The following is a 16,741-nucleotide window of genomic DNA, read 5'->3' on the forward strand; positions in this document are numbered from 1 at the left end:
TTCTCCTATGCGAGTGACCATGCGCGACGTTGCGGCCTACGCCGGTGTGTCGGTGAAGACCGTCTCGCGCGTGGTCAACGGCGAACCACACATCCGTCCTGAGACCCAGCGCCAGGTCCAGGAAGCGATCGCCACTCTCGACTGGCGCCCGAATTCGGCCGCTCGCACGCTGCGCACCGGCCGGACGGGGATCGTCGGCATCTGCGTCGCCGGGCTGCGGCGACCGTTCCTGGCGGCGATGGTCGAGGCGCTGGTCTCCGAGATCGACCGGCGGGGTCTGCGGGCGGCTGTCGAGCCGACCCACGACGACCCGGAGCGGATCGCGCAGGTCTGGGCAGCGCAGGGCCGGAGTTTCGATGGCGTGCTCATGGTGGGAACTCCGGCAGGGTTCACCTGGCATCCGCCCCGCGGTCCGGTCGTCCTCGTGGACGACGGGTCACCGCTGGCGACGGCGGAGGTGGACCGCGTTGACCCGGACCGGGACGAGGCCGCGCGGTTGATCGCCCGGCACCTGGCGGTGATGGGCCGCTCTCGTCCCGCCGTGCTCGGTGCCGATGTTCTGGCGCGGCCAGCTGCCGACGGGGTGTCTGCGCCCTTCGCTGCGAGCCTGGAGGCAGTCGGTATCGATCCGTCCGGTGTCCACGCTCAGCTCCTGCCACTCGCCGCCGATCGCGAGTCGGGGTGGCAGGCAGCATTGTCCGTGCTGGAGAGCGCGCCCGAGACCGATGCCATGGTCTGCACCAGTGATGAGGTGGCGCTCGGTGCCCTGGCTGGCCTGGCCTCGGTCGGTGTCGCAGTTCCGGGGCGCGTCGCGGTGCTCGGCTACGGCAACCTGGAGGATGGTCACCTCTCGACGCCCACGCTGACCACTGTTGATCCTGATCCGGCTCACATGGCCCGCGCCGCTGTCGAGTTGCTGGCAGAGCGGATGTCCGGGCGGGCGACCGGGCCGCCCCGGCGCGTGATCACCCCGGTGAACCTGATCCGGCGTGAGTCGACACTGGGGGGCCGATGAAGCTCCCCACGCTTGCCGATGTCGCCGAACGCGCCGGAGTCTCGGCCAAGACCGTCTCGAATGTGATCCTCGGGCGCCCGCACGTGGCGGTCGCGACCCGCGAGCGGGTGGAGCAGGCGGTGCGAGACCTCGGCTACCAGGCCAACCCGGCGGGCCGGGGCCTGACCTCCGGGCGAACCGGGCGGATCGCCGTGGTGATTCCCAAGCTCTACCAGCCATACTTCGCCGAGATCGCCGAACGGCTGATCCTCGCCCTGGGCGCGCGAGGCTGGGCCACCACCTTGCGAGTGGCGCCCGATGCCCAGTCCGAACGCGACGCGGTGATGGGCGTGACGACGTCGGACACCGACGGCGTGGTCATCTGCCCCCAGCACCTCACCCCCGAGGCCATGGACCAGCGACCTCCGCGGCCGGTCGTGCAGGTCGGCGGCAGGCCGGTCGGCCTGATCGACGCCGTGGTGATGGGCGAACGTGAAGGGTTCGAGGCCGTCACGCGGCATGTACTGGAGTCTGGTCGCCGTCGCATTGCCATGCTCGCCTCGGGACGGCCCCATGCGCGGCCAGGGGGTGAGCGATATGACGGCCTGGAGCAGGCCATGGCCGCCTACGGGCTCACGATCGATCCCCGCCTCGTGGTCTTCGGCTCCGACTGGGACCGGCGCATCTCGGGCTACGAAGCGATGACTGGTCTGCTGCAGACGGGCAGGCCCTTCGATGCGGCGATCTGCATCAATGACGCCGTCGCCATCGGGGCACTGCGTGCGCTCCGCATGCACGGTGCCCGCGTGCCGGAGGATGTGGCGTTGACTGGCTTCGACGATACCGAGGAGGGGCGCTATACGACCCCTTCGTTGACCTCGGTGAGCCCCGAACAGGAACAGATGGTCGAGCACGCGGTGCAGATGCTCCATGAGCGGCTTCATGGCCACCAGGGCGCGGCGCGTCAGGTGCGCACCGGCGCGCACCTCGTCCCGCGCGGCTCCACCGGATAGCCGGGCCTGCCCGCCGACCAGTCGGCACCCCCCGCCGGGTAGCCGGGAGGGTGACCGGTGTGGAGTCACGCCGAGCGGCGGCGTCACGGGTCGGGTGCGCGGCACCACCGTGCTGTCGATGGTGTCTGACAACGCTGATGGCCGATGCTTGACAACGCTGAAGGCTGGGCTTAGCGTCAGCGGCAGCACACCCGGCCGAAGGAGATCAGGTGTCTCGTCATGAGATGGCGTCACCCCCCGCAGGGGTGAGCCCCACAGCACGACAGCCCGTCTCGGTGGCTCCCGCGCTCCCCGTTGGGCACCACCAGTTGCCCGCTGCCCACCACAGCGTTGACCTGCGCGCGGTGCGCCTCGATCCCCTCGGTCCGCTGGGTGGCTGGCAGCGCAAGAACGCGGACGCCACGATCCCGCACTGCATCGACCAGCTGGAGGACTCCGGCGTGCTGGACAACTTCCGGCGCGTGATCGGCGAGTCCGGAGCGGCCTACCGAGGTTTCGTCTTCGCCGACTCCGATCTGTACAAGGTGATCGAAGCCGTGGCATGGGAGATCGGGCGCAGTGGCAGCGATCGCTGGAACCCCTGGCTCGACGAGGTCATCGGTCTCGTCGCCCGGGTGCAGGAACCCAGCGGGTACGTCATGACCTGGATCCAGGGTGTGCATCCGGAGAAGAAGTTCGCGGAACTCGAGTGGACGCACGAGATGTACGTCCTCGGCCACATGGTCCAGGCCGCGATCGCCCTCGATCGCGTGGCAGGGCGCAGCGACCTGCTCGAGCTTGCCCAGCGCTTCGTGGATCTGATCGACCGTCGCTTCGGTCCGGGGCGCGAGCAAGGCATCTGCGGTCACCCCGAGATCGAGACCGCTCTGATCGAGCTCTACCGCCACACCCGCGAACGGCGCTACCTCGAACTGGCCGAGCGCATGATCGACCTGCGCGGCGTGGGACTGCTCACGGTCGGCGGTCTGGGACCGCGCTACTTCCAGGACCATGCTCCGGTCCGTGAGGCGCGCGATGCTACTGGACACGCAGTCCGGCAGCTCTACCTCAACGCCGGCGTCACCGACCTCTATCTGGAGACCGGCGAGACGGCCTTGTGGGAGGCGATGGAGGCGCAGTGGGAGAGCGCCCACCACCGCAAGATGTATCTCACAGGAGCCTTTGGTTCGCGCCACCGCGATGAGGCCTTCGGTGACGATTATGAGCTTCCCTCCGACCGGGCCTACGCGGAGACCTGCGCGACGATCGCGGACATCCACTGGAACTGGCGGATGCTGCTCGCGTCGGGTGAGGCGCGCTACGCGGAGATGATCGAGCGCGAGGTGCACAACGCGCTGGCGGCCTCCGTCGATGCTTCCGGCACCAGGTTCTTCTATGCCAACCCGCTCCAGCTGCGCCCCGACCGCCAGTCCGAGGTCAACGCGCCGCGTGAGCGCCAGGGGTGGTACGAGTGCGCCTGCTGCCCGCCCAACATCGCCCGGGTGCTCGCGCAGCTCGGCGCCTACGTAGCCTCCGCGACCCGTGATGGTCTTGCCCTGCATCTCTACGCCGCAGGAGAGATTGATCTGCCGGACCACCTCGGCCACGGCGTGGTCCGTGTCGAGACGGAATACCCGGCAACAGGAACGATCCGCCTCACCCTGGAGGGTGAGACCGCGGACGGGGCGGTCCTGATGGCGCGGATCCCGAGCTGGTCGTCGTGGGTGCGGGTCAATGGTGACGATGTTGCTGCCGACAGCGACGGCTACCTCCGGTTGCCACTGGCTGATCTCACCGGCGGTGTCACCCTTGACCTCGACGTCACTCCGCGATGGACCCAGGCCCACCACCGCATCGACGCCGTTCGCGGATGTGTGGCGCTCGAGCGCGGTCCGGTCGTGTACTGCGTGGAACAGGTCGATGTGCCCGGGGCCTCGGTCGATGACCTCAGCATCGACCTGTCGCGCCCGCTCTCGCCAGCGGAAATCGACGGCACTCCGGCGTTGAGCTTCCGGGCCTCCGTCCACGCATCGGGCGTGGTGCCCTACTCGCCGGCAACGGCGTCCCCCAGCTCCCAGGCCGAGGAGGTCATGGTGACCGCTGTGCCCTTCTCCACCTGGGGAAACCGTCAGGCAACCGCCATGCGGGTGTGGTTGCCGACAACCTGACCGCGCGGCAGTGACGCCGCACGGCGACCACTCAAGGAGGAGTGATGACAGGCAAGCCAGTACGCAGAGCCCAGAGCTATGTCGCCGCAGCGGCAGTGCTCGCCCTGGGCCTCGCGGCATGTAGTGGCAACGGTGGCGACGACTCGGGTGGCGGATCCGGATCGGGTGGGGACGACGTCCTCAACGTTCTCGTCCTCAAGCACGCGCTGACCGGCCCCATGGAGGGGATGCAGTGGGTCAGCGAGCTGGAAGAGCAGGCTGACGTCAGCATTCGTTGGGAGGAGATCTCCGCGGACTGGGACCAGGCGAAGTCGACCATGCTGGCCGCTGGTGACATCCCCGATCTGATCGTGGGCACCAACGCCATCACCGACTCGGATCTGTCCACCTTCACCGGTCTGTTCGAGGACCTCAGTCAGCACATGGAGTCGCTGCCGAATGTCCGGGCGATGTTCGATGAGATCCCCGAGATGGAGGTCATGGCCCAACACTCCGAGGGCGCCATCTACGCGCTGCCCGGCTACAAGCGCTTCTGGCCCGAGACGGTGACGCATCAGTACATCAACCAGGAGTGGCTGGACAATCTCGGCCTGGAGGTGCCCACCACCTGGGATGAGCTCTTCGACGTTCTGGTGGCCTTCAAGGAGGAGGACGCCAACGGTTCCGGCGACCCCCATGATGAGATCCCCATGGACTGGGCGCCCACCGGCTCGGGCGGTTTCGGGTACTTCCAGCCCACGGTGCTGATGGGCAGCCTGGGCTTGCCGCTCACCGGTGGCGGCGGTCCCGGCTACTTCGTCGAGGACGGTGAGGTCAAGAGCTTCCTCGTGGACGAGCGCTACCGCGAGGTCGTCGCCTTCCTGCATCGGTGTTACGCCGAGGGGCTGATCAGCGAAGAGGTCATGACCCAGGACTACTCCGCCTACCAGTCGGTGGGCCGTGGATCGGGCGACACGGCGCGGGTGGGGCTGAGCTGGGGCTGGACCGCCTCGGACCGCTTCGGTTCCCAGCTCGCTCCGCAGTACACCGCGATGGCGCCACTGCTGGCCGAGGAGGGTCAGGACGAGTCGGATCTCACCTGGACGTACGACTCGTATGGCGAGAACTTCCCGCAGAACCAGATCGTGATGTCCGCACAGAGCGGCAACGCCGAGGCCGCGTTGCGAGTGATCAATGCTTTCTATGACCAGGACATCTCGCTGCAGGTGCTCTGGGGCGACATGGGCACCAACATCGAGCAGATCGATGAGAACACCTACGAAGTCCTCCCACCGGCCGACGGCGAGACGGACCCTTCTTCGTGGAAGTGGACCACCACTCTGGCTGACAACGGCCCTACGTGGATCCGGGACGACATCGATGTGGAGATCCCGGTCGACCTCTCTGAAGCCGTAGAGGAGGCAGAACCTCTTGAGGGCGCGCTCGCCAATATGGACCTTGTCGCCGACGTCTTCCCCTGGCAGTTCATCACGCTCACCCCGGAGGATCAGACCGCGGTCGCCAATCGCGATGTCGACATCCTCGGGGTCGCGATGACCAACTGGGGTGTGTGGATCACCGGCGGTGGCATCGAGGAGGACTGGGACTCCTACATCCAGCAGGTCGAGAACTCCGGCTTGAACGAGAACATCGAGATCTACCAGCGCTACTACGACGAGTACGTCGCCGCCCTGGACTGAGCACCCACGTCAAGCAGGGGGGCCCGCCGTCACCTGGGCGGGCCCCTCTGAGCTCGAAGGAGAGCGCAGATGACCGTCGTTGACCGCAGGCCGAACGCCGAGGCACCTCCTCCGGGCCTGCCTGAGGAAAGTCCGTTGAAGCTGTCCACCAAAAGCACCAGCCTCTCCCGCCACTTCCGGACCAAGTGGCAGCTCTGGGTGATGGTGGCACCTGCCATCGGGTTCATTGGTCTCTTCATGTATGGGCCGATGTACGGCATCCAGCTGGCATTCAGGGAGTTCGACTTCGCTGCGGGCCTGGCCGGTGGTGAATGGGTCGGATTCAAGTACTTCCGGCAGTTCTTCGACAGCCCGCAGTTCTGGACGTTGATGCGGAACACGGTGGTGATCAGCGTCTCGACGCTGATCGTTGGCTTCATCGCACCGATCGTGCTGGCCCTGATCATCAACCAGATCCTCGGGCGCCGGAAGCGCCGATTCATGCAGACGGCCACCTACCTGCCGCACTTCATCTCCGTGGTGGTTGTCGTGGGCATGTTGCAGGTGTTTCTCTCGCCCAGCTCGGGCGTGCTCACGCGGTTTCTTCGGTTCATCGGGATCGACGGCGTCAACTTCCTCGGCGATGCCAGCGCCTTCGTTCCGGTTTACGTGATCTCGGAGGTCTGGCAGCACGCCGGTTGGAACAGCATCATCTATCTTGCTGCCCTCGCGGCCGTGAGTCCGCAGCTCTATGAGGCAGCGCGTATCGACGGTGCCGGAAAGCTTCAGATCGTCCGACACATCGATCTCCCGGCCCTGGTTCCCACCATGATCATCCTGTTCATCCTGAATATGGGCGGGGTGCTGGCCACTGGCTTCGAGAAGATCTTCCTCATGCAGAATCCCTTGAACCTCGGAGTCTCCGAGGTTATCGCCACCTATGTCTACAAGATCGGCATCGTGGGCAACCAGTTCAGCTACGGAACGGCAATCGGGCTGTTCAATACCCTGATCAATTTCACCTTCCTCGTGATCACGAATGAGATCGCCAAGAGGGTGTCGAACACGTCACTCTGGTGAGGCCTGATATGCGAACCTTCAGAAGATGGCGCCTCCGGAGTCCCGGAGATATCGCCTTCAGTGTCGGCCTGGCGATCGTGTCAGGACTGATAGTCTTTGCCGTGCTCTACCCCGTCTACTTCGTGGTGATCGCGTCGATCTCGAACCCCACACTCGTGGCCACGGGCCAGGTGGCCTTCATTCCGCAGGACATCAACTTCTTCGGATACCAGCAGATTCTCGAGGATTCACGTATCTGGCGCGGCTACCGCAACACCTTGGTGTACGCCACCGTGGGGACCGCACTGAACCTTTTCGTGACGATGCCGGCAGCCTTCGCGCTCTCGCGGCGCGAGTTTGCGCCCCGGAAGCTGCTGATGTTCTTCTTTGCCTTCACGATGTTCTTCAGTGGCGGACTGATCCCCACATATTTGCTCTACCGTGATCTGGGCCTGATCGATAATTGGCTGGTCTTCATTCTGCCCGGCGCGGTGAACGTCTACAACCTCATCATCGCACGTGCGTTCTTTGAGAACTCGCTCCCCGAGGAGCTGTTTGAAGCGTCAGTGATCGATGGGGCATCATATTTTCAGTTCTTCGTCCGGATCGCGCTGCCGTTGTCGATGGCCATCATCTCGGTGATCGGACTGTATTACCTGGTGCAGCACTGGAATGACTTCTTCACGGGGTTGATCTTCGTGCGGAACAACGAGATCCAGCCGCTGCAGATCGTGCTACGGGACATCCTGATCTCCAACCAGGCCTTCGCCGGGGGAGCGGGAGGATCAGGAGGGTCCGGTGGTGGTAGCTACGCCCAGCAGTTCGCCGACCAGATCAAGTACGGCGTCATCGTGGTGTCCACGCTGCCGGTCATCGTGCTGTACCCGTTCCTGCAACGCTTCTTCGAGAAGGGCGTCCTCATCGGCGCCGTGAAGGGCTGACGCATGAACACTGTGGTGAACTGGCACGTCCGCGCCGCCCGCCTGGCAACCCGCCTCTTCCTGCTCCATCTGCTCTGGCTGCTCTGGACGCTGCGCGGTGCGGTGGTGCTGGGCGTCTTCCCAGCGACCGCGGCAATGATCGCCGCGATCCGGCACGACGTCATGGCCGAGCACCGCGGCGAGGGCGATGACTACTCCATCAGGCCGTCGTGGTCGTTCTTCGCGGCCACGTGGAGGCGGGAGTTCGGTGCCGCCAATCGCCTCGGCTGGCTCCTCGCTGCCGGTTGGGCGGTACTGCTGCTCGACCGCCATCTCGTCGCGACCGTCGATCTTGGTCCGGTCAGCCCGTTCCTGGCCGGACTACTGTCGGTGCTGACCGGTATGGGCCTCGTGGTCACGGCCATGGCCTGGTGCCTGGCCGCCCACTTCGCGGAGCCGGCGCGGAGCACGATCCTCAGGTCGGTGAAGTTCACCCTGAGCCGCCCCGTGCACGCCGTCACGGCTTCCGGGGCGACTGCCGTGATCTGCGCCGTCTACTACGTCGTCCCCGGACTGGCGCCCGTTCTCGGCCTCGCTGCTCCCGCTTTTGTCTGCTTCCGGTGGCTCTGGCACACCGGTGTTCTTCCCGTGCCGCCGCCACGACGCCATGCGGAGGGCGCACCCATCGACACACCCACGGAGGTCCTGGCATGAGCACGCCATTCAGTACGGAACAGGGTCGCCTGGTCTGGCGCGGCGACGGCGAGACCCTCGTGGTCGAGCCCTGGGGAGCAGACAGTGCGCGAGTCCGGGCGGCGCTCGGGGAGGTTCACGAGGCGGACTGGGCGCTGCTCCCGCCACCGCACCAGGACGCCGCCACCATCGACCTCGGTGAGCTCTCACCGCACGGTGATGCCGAAGCCACCCTGACGAACGGGGGAGTGCGGGTAGTCCTGACGGCGCGTTCGCGCCACGATGCCCAGGCCGGCTACCTGAGGCACTTCTGCCATGTGAGTATCCAGGATGAGCACGGCGAGGTGCTGCTGGAGGAGGCGGGGGACGGCGGCGCGCTGAAGATCCGTGCCCGTGAGTACGAGTCGCTGCCGGGCGGGAGCTGGCGCACCACCCTGCGGCTGCGTTCCCCGCGCGACGAGAAGCTCTACGGCATGGGGCAGTACCAGCAGGAGATCGGGGACCTCAAGGGCTCGACCCTGGAGTTGGCGCACCGTAACTCCCAGGTGAGCGTGCCCTTTGTGATGTCCAGCCGCGGCTACGGTCTGCTCTGGCATACCCCGGCCGTGGGCCGTGCGACCTTCGGGATGAATCGCACCGAATGGGTGGCGGAGTCCGCCGTCCAGTTCGACTACTGGGTGACTGCCGCCGGCTCGCCGGCACAGGTCAGCCGCCGGTATGCCGAGGCCACCGGCCACGCGCCGATGATGCCCGAGTACGGCTTGGGCTTCTGGCAGTCCAAACTGCGCTACACCCACCAGGAGGAGCTCCTCGAGGTGGCGCGCGAGTATCGCCGTCGGGGCCTGCCCCTGGATGTGATCGTGGCCGACTTCTTCCACTGGCCACATCTCGGCGACTTCCGCTTCGACGAGGAATTCTGGCCGGATCCGGCAGCGATGGTGCGTGAGCTCCGCGAACTCGGGATCGAGCTCATGGTCTCGGTCTGGCCGCAGATCTCACCCGATTCGGAGAACTTCGCGCAGCTGAGCAGCCACGGCATGCTCGTCTCCTCCGACCGCGGAGTGGATGTGCAGATGGCCTTCGGTGGGCCGAGCCGGTTCCTGGATGTCACCAGCGCGGAGGCGCGTGAGTTTCTGTGGCAGAAGCTCACCGAGGGTTATGGCCGGCACGGTGTCCGGCTGTACTGGCTGGACGAGGCCGAGCCGGAGTATGCGCTCTACGACTACGCGGCCTACCGTACGTCCGCCGGGCCGGTGACTCAGGTGGGTGGGATCTACCCGCAGCACTTCTCGCGTGCCGTGGCCGAGGGGCTGCAGGCTCAGGGAGAACCCCCGCTCGCCCTGGTGCGATGCGCCTGGGCGGGCAGCCAGCGCTACGGGGCGCTGGTGTGGTCCGGGGACATCCCCTCCACCTGGGAAGCCCTGCGCCAGCAGCTCATCGCCGGGATCCATATGGGAGTCGCGGGTATCCCGTGGTTCACCACCGACATCGGGGGATTCGGCGGCGGGTGTCCCGAGGATCCGGCGTACCAGGAGCTGCTCGTGCGCTGGTTCCAACTCGGCACCTTCCTTCCGGTCATGCGGCTCCATGGCGATCGCGGGCCTGCACGCGAGGTCCGCGCCGCGGACGGCTCCCCGCGGATGCACAGCGGCGCGGCGAACGAGCCATGGAGCTTCGGCTCGGAGACGACTCCGGTCCTCGAGCGATACCTCCGGCTGCGCGAGCAGTTGCGCCCCTATCTGCGCGAGGTCATGACCGCGGCCCACCTCGACGGCCAGCCGGTGATGCGCGGGCTCTTCCATGAGTTCCCGGAGGACGCCCGCGCGTGGGAGATCATCGATCAGTTCATGCTGGGACCGGATCTGCTCGTCGCCCCGGTGCTCGGTGCCGGGGAGCGGAGCCGGCGGATCTACCTCCCCGCAGGTGCGCACTGGACCTCGGCCTTGACCGGTACCGTCCATGACGGTGGGCAGTGGATCGATGAAGCTGCCCCGATCGAGTCGATCCCCGTCTTCACTCGTGAGCACGCACTCCAGGAACTGACCGCCTCACTCGCCCCACAAGGAGCCCGATGACCGCGCCGCCGACCGCCGCCACCCTGGCTCCGGTCCCGCCCATGGGCTGGAACAGCTGGGACTGTTTCGGTACCACGGTGACCGAGGATGAGGTGCTCGCCAATGCCGAGGTCATGCGCACACGGCTGCTGCCCGCCGGCTGGGACCACGTCGTCGTCGATATCGACTGGTATGACCCCACCGCCCGTGCCCACGGCTATAACGACGACGCACCGGTGGTGCTCGATGACTACGGGCGCCAGTTGCCCGCAGCGGGCCGCTTCCCCTCCTCCCGCGATGGCTCGGGCTTCGCGAACCTCGCCCGCGCCGTGCACGAGAAAGGTCTGAAGTTCGGCATCCACATCGTTCGCGGCATTCCTCGCCGAGCCGTGGACCTGGACCTGCCGATCCTGGGCACGGAATGGACGGCAGCGGAGGTCGCGGATCGCTCGAACGTCTGCACCTGGCACCCTCACAATCTCGGCCTCAACCACGATCATCCCGGAGCGCAGGCCTACTACGACGCTCAGGTAGCCCAGTTCGCCGAGTGGGGTGTGGACTTCATCAAGGCGGACGACATGCAGGCGCCCTACTACCACCGGGAGATTGAGGCGTACGCACTGGCCATCGCCCGCAGCGGGCGGCCGATGACCCTGTCGCTCTCGCCCGGGACCCACCTCTCCACTCTGCACATCGACCACCTGCGCCGGCACGCGCAGATGTGGCGCATCTCGGACGATCTCTGGGACCGCTGGGAGGACGTGCATGCACAGTTCGCCCGCCTGGCCCGGTGGGCGCCCCTGCAGGGCAGTGGCGGCTGGGCCGATGCGGACATGCTTCCCCTGGGGCGGATCGGGCTGCGCGCCGAACGTGGCGAACCACGGAACTCCCGGCTGAGCGGCGACGAGCAGCGCAGTCTCCTCAGCCTGTGGGCGATGGGGCGTTCCCCCCTGATGGTGGGTGCCGACTTGCCCAGTACGGAGGAGTCCACCCTCGGGATGCTCGCCAATCCCGCGCTACGCGAGGTCACGGCCTCCACCACCGGCAATGCGGAGGTGATTCGCGAGCCGCACGGGGACGGCGAGATCATCGTCTGGTCAGCGCGATCGAGCCGGCAGGACCGCTGGTATCTCGCGGCGTTCTGGACGGGGGAGTCGGAGCTGACCACGCCCATCGCCCTCGCGAGCGTGACCGGGCTGCCGGCCATGACCCACCAGCAGTGGAACGTGTCCGACCTTTGGGAAGACGGCGGGGAGATGACCCCTCTGGACCTCGACCGCGGCCATGTGTCCGTCCGGGTGCCCTCTCATGGTGTCCGGTGGCTCGCACTGGAACCCCGGGGATGAAGCGAGCTCCTTACTTGACTGATTCCAGATAGCCGGTTCTACTGGCGATATGTCCCTCACGTCGATCCCTGCGGAGAGCCGCCACACGGCTGATGCGCGCCTGCCAGGCACGGGCACTGCGGGCGCCGGGCTGGCCACTCGCAGCGCGGAGCATACGGCCGCGCTCAAAGCGGCAGGGCTACGAGTGACCGGGCCTCGCCTGGCGGTGCTCGCCGAACTGGCTGAGCACCCCCACGCAGATGCCGAGACGGTCCGTGCCGGGGTGCTCTCACGACTGGGATCGGTGTCCACGCAAGCCGTTTACGACGTCCTGCGCGCCCTGACCGAGGTCGGGTTGCTGCGCAGGATCGAGCCCGAGGGCTCGCCGGGGCGCTACGAGATCGCCGGTGAGGACGACAATCACCACCACGTGGTGTGTCGCGGCTGTGGGGCCGTCGCGGATGTGCCGTGCGCGGTCGGGCATGCGCCGTGCCTGGAGGCCTCCGATGACCAGGGCTTCACCATCGACCGCGCTGAGGTCATCTACTGGGGCACCTGCGCGCGGTGCCGCAGTGCGCAACCACAGCCTGCTTAGCGAGGCCTGGCACGACTCCAGCGGACGGTGGTCGTCCGTATATCGGCCTGGTCTCACTTTCGCCGTGCGGTGCGCAACCGTTTGACGAGCGTCCGCTTAACCGGTTAACTGATGACTGTCGGAGGACCACCCGGTCGCCCGCCATCACCCGCTCGATGAAGAGAGACCCCACGCAGTCGTGGGGAGGGAGTGAGCAATCATGAGGAAACCGGCATACCGCGTCGGGCTCGCCGTCGCCGCCGCCACCGTGCTGGCGCTGAGCGCCTGCAACGGAGACACCCCTGAAGCACCCGAGATCGAACCCGATCCCGCGGACGAGAATGGCACTGAGGACGACGCCGACGGTGGCGACGACCCGGCGGCCGACGCTGACGAGGAGGAGCTCGCTGCTGCGGAGGACGTCATCTCGTCCTATCCACGCGAAGAGACCGTCTTCACCTCCGGACAGCAGTGGGGTCCGCCCTCAAGCTGGAACCCGATCCCGCAGTCCGGCGAGGCCACCGGCCTGCGCGGTCTGCTCTACGAGGCACCCTTCTTCTTCAACCCCCACACCCTCGAGCTGGAGCCGTGGCTTGCGGAATCGGGCGAGTGGGTCGAGGACGACGTCTACGAACTCACCTTGCGTGAAGGGCTGACCTGGAGTGACGGCGAGCCGCTGACGGCCGACGACGTCGTCTTCACCTACGAGCTCGGCGAGAACCCCGAGGTCCCCTGGTCGAACACCTGGACCTGGATGGACTCGGCCGAGGCCGTGGATGAGACCACCGTGCGTTTCACCTTCAGCGAGCCGCGCTATCAGTCCTGGGACAACAACCTGTACTCGGTGTCGATCGTGCCCGAGCACATCATGTCCGAGTGGGCCGAAGGCGACTACATGTCGAACCAGAACGAGAACCCGGTCGGTTCCGGCGCCTTCCTCTACAACACCCACGGCCAGGACCGCATGGTGTGGGAGCGCAACGATGACTGGTGGGGCATCGAGGCACTCGGCATGGACTTCGAGATGCGCTACATCGTGGACATCGTGAACCCGTCCAACGAGGTGGCACTCGGACTGCTGCTGCAGGGGCAGCTCGACCTGTCCAACAACTTCCTGCCCGGCGTGAACACCCTGGTCGAGCAGGGGCAGCTCACCACCTTCTACGACGAGGCTCCGTACATGCTCTCGGCGAACACCGCGGTGCTCATTCCGAACACCGAGCGTGAGCCGCTGGACGACGCGGAGTTCCGCCGCGCCCTGGCCACGGCCATCGACGTCGACGCCATCGTCTCCGGCGCCTACGGCGGCCTGGTCCAGCCCTCGCACTTCTCCGGCATGCTGCCCGCATACGAGGAGTTCTACGACGACAGCATCGACGGTTTCTCCTTTGACGCCGGTGAGGCGGAGTCGATCCTCGCCGATGCCGGTTACGAGGACACCAACGGCGACGGTTACGTCGAGACCCCCGACGGCGAGGCCATCGAGCTCAGCCTCATCGTCCCAGCCGGCTGGACCGACTGGATGGAAGCCGCTCGCGTGATCGCGGAGGGCGCTCAGGACGTCGGCATCAACGTCACGGCCGATTTCCCGGACTCCGGTGCGGTGGATGACGCTCGATTCAGCGGTGACTTCGATCTGCTGATCAACAACGACGCGCAGCTGACCAACACCCCGCACACCTACTGGGAGTACCTCTACCGTCAGCCCATCCAGGACCAGATGTACTCGGGCAACTTCGGCCGCTGGGACTCCCAGGAGGGCTGGGACCTGGCCGAACGCCTGGCTGCCACGGAGACCGATGACCCGGAGTTCCAGGAGATCCTCAGCGATCTGCAGGAGCTGCACCAGGAAGAGCTGCACGCGATTCCGCTCTGGTACAACGGCATGTGGGCGCAGTACAACACGCAGGTGTGGACCAACTGGCCCACCTCGGAATCCGACACGCCTGACCACTTCGCCTCCACCTGGGGCGGGTACTGGCAGATGGGTGGCCTCGCCACCCTGGCGGATCTCACCCACGCGGACTGATCGCGCCAGCTCGCGATCGCTCCAACCCCCGAGTGAACCCGGGCGAACCCCGCGTGAACCCCGTGCGATTGTGGTCAGTAAGTGTCGGAATACCCACCCGATACGGCGTCCAGAGCGACGCCAACTGACCACAATCGCCGGGGGCGGGGCGCCCGGGAGCTCGAGCCCGAGAGCACGGGAGCTCGAGCACGGGGAGCGCCCGGGGGCCGGGCACGCAGGGGGAGCGCGGCCGAGGCCGGCTCTTGACCCTCCACCCCGGGCCCGCCGGGGCGCCGCGCCCGCTGGGGAGCCGTTGTTCGCGGACTCCTCCACCCCCCTTTTGACTTGACCTGACCTGCCCAGCCGACCGACAAGGGTTGACGTGGCCACTTATCTCATTCGCAAACTGCTGATCTACGCCTTGACCTTCGTGGTTGCCGTCAGCATCAACTGGGCGATCCCGCGCATGATGCCGGGCGACCCCGTGACCCGGCTCATCGCCCGCGCGAATCTGTCCCACCCGGAAGCGGTGGAGCCGATGCGCAACTACTACGAGGCCGTCTTCGGCTTGGACCTGCCGTTGTGGCAGCAGTACTTCAACTACTGGGGTGCGCTGTTCCGCGGCGAGATGGGCATCAGCGTCTGGCTGTTCCCCTCCGAGGTCTCGGAGGTGATCTGGAACGCCGTGCCCTTCACCCTGGCGCTGATGCTCCCGGCGATCCTGTTGAGCTGGCTGGTCGGCAACAAGGTGGGCGCGCTGGCGGCGCGGAGCAAGTGGCTGGACAACACCGTACTGCCGATCGGCTACCTGCTCACCGCCACTCCGTACATGTGGATCGCGATCCTGCTGGCCTGGTTCCTCGGCATCGTGATGGGGTGGTTCCCCGTGGCCGGCGGCTACGACTTCGGGCTCATCCCGATGTGGTCGTGGGAGTTCGTGGTCAATCTGGCCACCCACTGGTTCCTGCCCTTCCTCTCGCTGTTCCTCGTGGCGCTGGGTGGCTGGGCGATCGGCATGCGCAACGTGATCATCTACGAGCTCGAGGCGGACTACGCCAACTATCTCGAGGCACTCGGTGCACCGCGCCGGCTGGTCCGCCGCTACGCCTACCGCAACGCACTCCTGCCGCAGATCACCGGTCTGGCGCTGCAGCTCGGCACCGTGCTCGGTGGTGCCCTCGTCACCGAGGTGGTGTTCGCCTACCCGGGCCTCGGCTACCTCATCCTGAACGCGATCAACAACCAAGACCTGTTCCTTCTGCAGGGCGCTTTGCTCTTCGTGGTGGTCGGGGTACTGATCGCGAACTTCATCATTGACCTGCTCTACATCGTGGTCGACCCGCGCACTCGCACCGGACTGCAGGGAGGAACCTCATGACGCAGCCAGCGCAGACAGACCCAGAAGTCGAGGGCACCAAGGCCGCTCTGCCGGACGCTGCCGCGACCACCCGCAAAGGCAGCGAGACGATCTATTTCGCCTTGCGTAACCCCAAGGTGGTCGGCGCCCTGATTGTGGTACTCGGTTTCCTCGCCCTGGGGATCTTCGCCCCCTTCTTCATCGACCACCGCCCGACGGCGTATGTGGGCCCGCCGGTCCAGCCGCCGGGCGGGGAGTGGCCATTGGGCACCACGCTCTTCGGGCAGGACATCTTCGCCCAGTTCGTGGCCGGCCTGCGCTCGACCTACCTGGTCGGCGTCCTCGGCGGTGCCGTCGCGGCGGCCATCGGCATGACGGTCGGCTTCGTGGCCGGTTACCGGGGCGGCTGGATCGATGAACTGTTGAACATGCTCACCAACATCGTGCTCGTGATCCCGGGCTTTGTGGTGCTGATCGTGATCAACGCCTACCTGGGCACCCGGTCGGTGCCGATGCAGGCTCTGTACATCGGCATCTTCTCCTGGCCGTGGGTGGCTCGCGCCGTCCGCTCCCAGACGCTCACGCTGCGCAACCGCGACTTCGTCGATCTCGCCAAGCTGTCCGGCTCGTCCACGGGCTCGATCATCCGGCGCGAAGTGGCCCCGAACATGTACTCCTACCTGTTCATGACCTTCGTGCTGCTCTTCGGTGGGGCCATCCTGATGGCCGCCTCGCTCGACTTCATCGGTCTGGGACCCACTGACGCGATGTCGCTCGGCTTGATGATGAACCAAGCCGCCCAGAACAGCGCGCTGCACCTGGGGATGTGGTGGTGGTTCGTGCCACCAGGGCTGGGGATCACCACGATCGTCGGGGCCCTCTACATCATGAACGTCGGCCTCGATGAGGTCTTCAACCCCAAGCTCAGGGAGACGTGAG

13 protein-coding genes are annotated in these 16,741 nt (G+C 66.5%); all 13 read left to right on the forward strand.

The window, feature by feature from the left end:
- Positions 1 to 7: 7 nt before the first annotated feature.
- The 13 genes from EDD31_RS12330 to EDD31_RS12390 all read left to right on the forward strand — a co-directional run bounded on the left by EDD31_RS12330 (position 8) and on the right by EDD31_RS12390 (position 16,740).
- A complete protein-coding gene (locus EDD31_RS12330) occupies positions 8 to 1,015 on the forward strand; it encodes a LacI family DNA-binding transcriptional regulator (RefSeq protein WP_245991177.1) in 1,008 nt (335 codons plus the stop codon).
- On the forward strand, positions 1,012 to 2,007 hold the full coding sequence (locus tag EDD31_RS12335; protein WP_123304415.1) for a LacI family DNA-binding transcriptional regulator: 996 nt from the start codon (positions 1,012 to 1,014) through the stop codon (positions 2,005 to 2,007). Before EDD31_RS12330 ends, EDD31_RS12335 begins: the two co-directional genes overlap by 4 nt.
- Before the next feature lie 209 nt (positions 2,008 to 2,216).
- On the forward strand, positions 2,217 to 4,154 hold the full coding sequence (locus EDD31_RS12340) for a glycoside hydrolase family 127 protein (protein ID WP_245991179.1): 1,938 nt from the start codon (positions 2,217 to 2,219) through the stop codon (positions 4,152 to 4,154).
- Positions 4,155 to 4,198: 44 nt separating this feature from the next.
- The gene (locus tag EDD31_RS12345; protein WP_123304417.1) at positions 4,199 to 5,833 is read left to right on the forward strand and encodes an extracellular solute-binding protein; all 1,635 of its coding nucleotides are present in this window, start codon (positions 4,199 to 4,201) and stop codon (positions 5,831 to 5,833) included.
- A gap of 201 nt (positions 5,834 to 6,034) precedes the next feature.
- The gene (locus EDD31_RS12350; protein WP_483964270.1) at positions 6,035 to 6,892 is read left to right on the forward strand and encodes an ABC transporter permease; all 858 of its coding nucleotides are present in this window, start codon (positions 6,035 to 6,037) and stop codon (positions 6,890 to 6,892) included.
- An 8-nt stretch (positions 6,893 to 6,900) separates the two neighbouring features.
- A complete protein-coding gene (locus EDD31_RS12355) occupies positions 6,901 to 7,812 on the forward strand; it encodes a carbohydrate ABC transporter permease (RefSeq protein WP_123304419.1) in 912 nt (303 codons plus the stop codon).
- A 3-nt stretch (positions 7,813 to 7,815) separates the two neighbouring features.
- Entirely contained in the window at positions 7,816 to 8,505 is a 690-nt protein-coding gene (locus tag EDD31_RS12360; protein WP_123304420.1) for a YesL family protein, read from the forward strand.
- Positions 8,502 to 10,559: a glycoside hydrolase family 31 protein gene (locus EDD31_RS12365; protein WP_123304421.1), complete on the forward strand. Its 2,058-nt coding sequence runs from the start codon at positions 8,502 to 8,504 to the stop codon at positions 10,557 to 10,559. Before EDD31_RS12360 ends, EDD31_RS12365 begins: the two co-directional genes overlap by 4 nt.
- A gap of 41 nt (positions 10,560 to 10,600) precedes the next feature.
- The gene (locus EDD31_RS12370) at positions 10,601 to 11,884 is read left to right on the forward strand and encodes a glycoside hydrolase family 27 protein (protein WP_123305520.1); all 1,284 of its coding nucleotides are present in this window, start codon (positions 10,601 to 10,603) and stop codon (positions 11,882 to 11,884) included.
- A 49-nt stretch (positions 11,885 to 11,933) separates the two neighbouring features.
- Positions 11,934 to 12,458, forward strand: a complete 525-nt coding sequence (locus tag EDD31_RS12375; RefSeq protein ID WP_123304422.1) for a Fur family transcriptional regulator — start codon at positions 11,934 to 11,936, stop codon at positions 12,456 to 12,458.
- 199 nt (positions 12,459 to 12,657) lie between these two features.
- Positions 12,658 to 14,466, forward strand: a complete 1,809-nt coding sequence (locus EDD31_RS12380; protein WP_123304423.1) for an ABC transporter substrate-binding protein — start codon at positions 12,658 to 12,660, stop codon at positions 14,464 to 14,466.
- A gap of 361 nt (positions 14,467 to 14,827) precedes the next feature.
- Entirely contained in the window at positions 14,828 to 15,823 is a 996-nt protein-coding gene (locus tag EDD31_RS12385; protein WP_123304424.1) for an ABC transporter permease, read from the forward strand.
- Positions 15,820 to 16,740, forward strand: a complete 921-nt coding sequence (locus tag EDD31_RS12390; protein ID WP_123304425.1) for an ABC transporter permease — start codon at positions 15,820 to 15,822, stop codon at positions 16,738 to 16,740. Before EDD31_RS12385 ends, EDD31_RS12390 begins: the two co-directional genes overlap by 4 nt.
- The last annotated feature ends 1 nt before the right edge of the window (position 16,741 follow it).

It is taken from the genome of Bogoriella caseilytica (assembly GCF_003752405.1).
Taxonomy (GTDB): Bacteria; Actinomycetota; Actinomycetes; order Actinomycetales; family Actinomycetaceae; genus Allobogoriella; species Allobogoriella caseilytica.

Coding starts and splice junctions, on each gene's coding strand:
- EDD31_RS12330 (WP_245991177.1), top strand. CDS start 8: ATGCGAGTGACCATGCGCGACGTTGCGGCCTACGCCGGTGTGTCGGTG.
- EDD31_RS12335 (WP_123304415.1), top strand. CDS start 1,012: ATGAAGCTCCCCACGCTTGCCGATGTCGCCGAACGCGCCGGAGTCTCG.
- EDD31_RS12345 (WP_123304417.1), top strand. CDS start 4,199: ATGACAGGCAAGCCAGTACGCAGAGCCCAGAGCTATGTCGCCGCAGCG.
- EDD31_RS12350 (WP_483964270.1), top strand. CDS start 6,035: ATGGTGGCACCTGCCATCGGGTTCATTGGTCTCTTCATGTATGGGCCG.
- EDD31_RS12355 (WP_123304419.1), top strand. CDS start 6,901: ATGCGAACCTTCAGAAGATGGCGCCTCCGGAGTCCCGGAGATATCGCC.
- EDD31_RS12360 (WP_123304420.1), top strand. CDS start 7,816: ATGAACACTGTGGTGAACTGGCACGTCCGCGCCGCCCGCCTGGCAACC.
- EDD31_RS12365 (WP_123304421.1), top strand. CDS start 8,502: ATGAGCACGCCATTCAGTACGGAACAGGGTCGCCTGGTCTGGCGCGGC.
- EDD31_RS12370 (WP_123305520.1), top strand. CDS start 10,601: ATGGGCTGGAACAGCTGGGACTGTTTCGGTACCACGGTGACCGAGGAT.
- EDD31_RS12375 (WP_123304422.1), top strand. CDS start 11,934: ATGTCCCTCACGTCGATCCCTGCGGAGAGCCGCCACACGGCTGATGCG.
- EDD31_RS12380 (WP_123304423.1), top strand. CDS start 12,658: ATGAGGAAACCGGCATACCGCGTCGGGCTCGCCGTCGCCGCCGCCACC.
- EDD31_RS12390 (WP_123304425.1), top strand. CDS start 15,820: ATGACGCAGCCAGCGCAGACAGACCCAGAAGTCGAGGGCACCAAGGCC.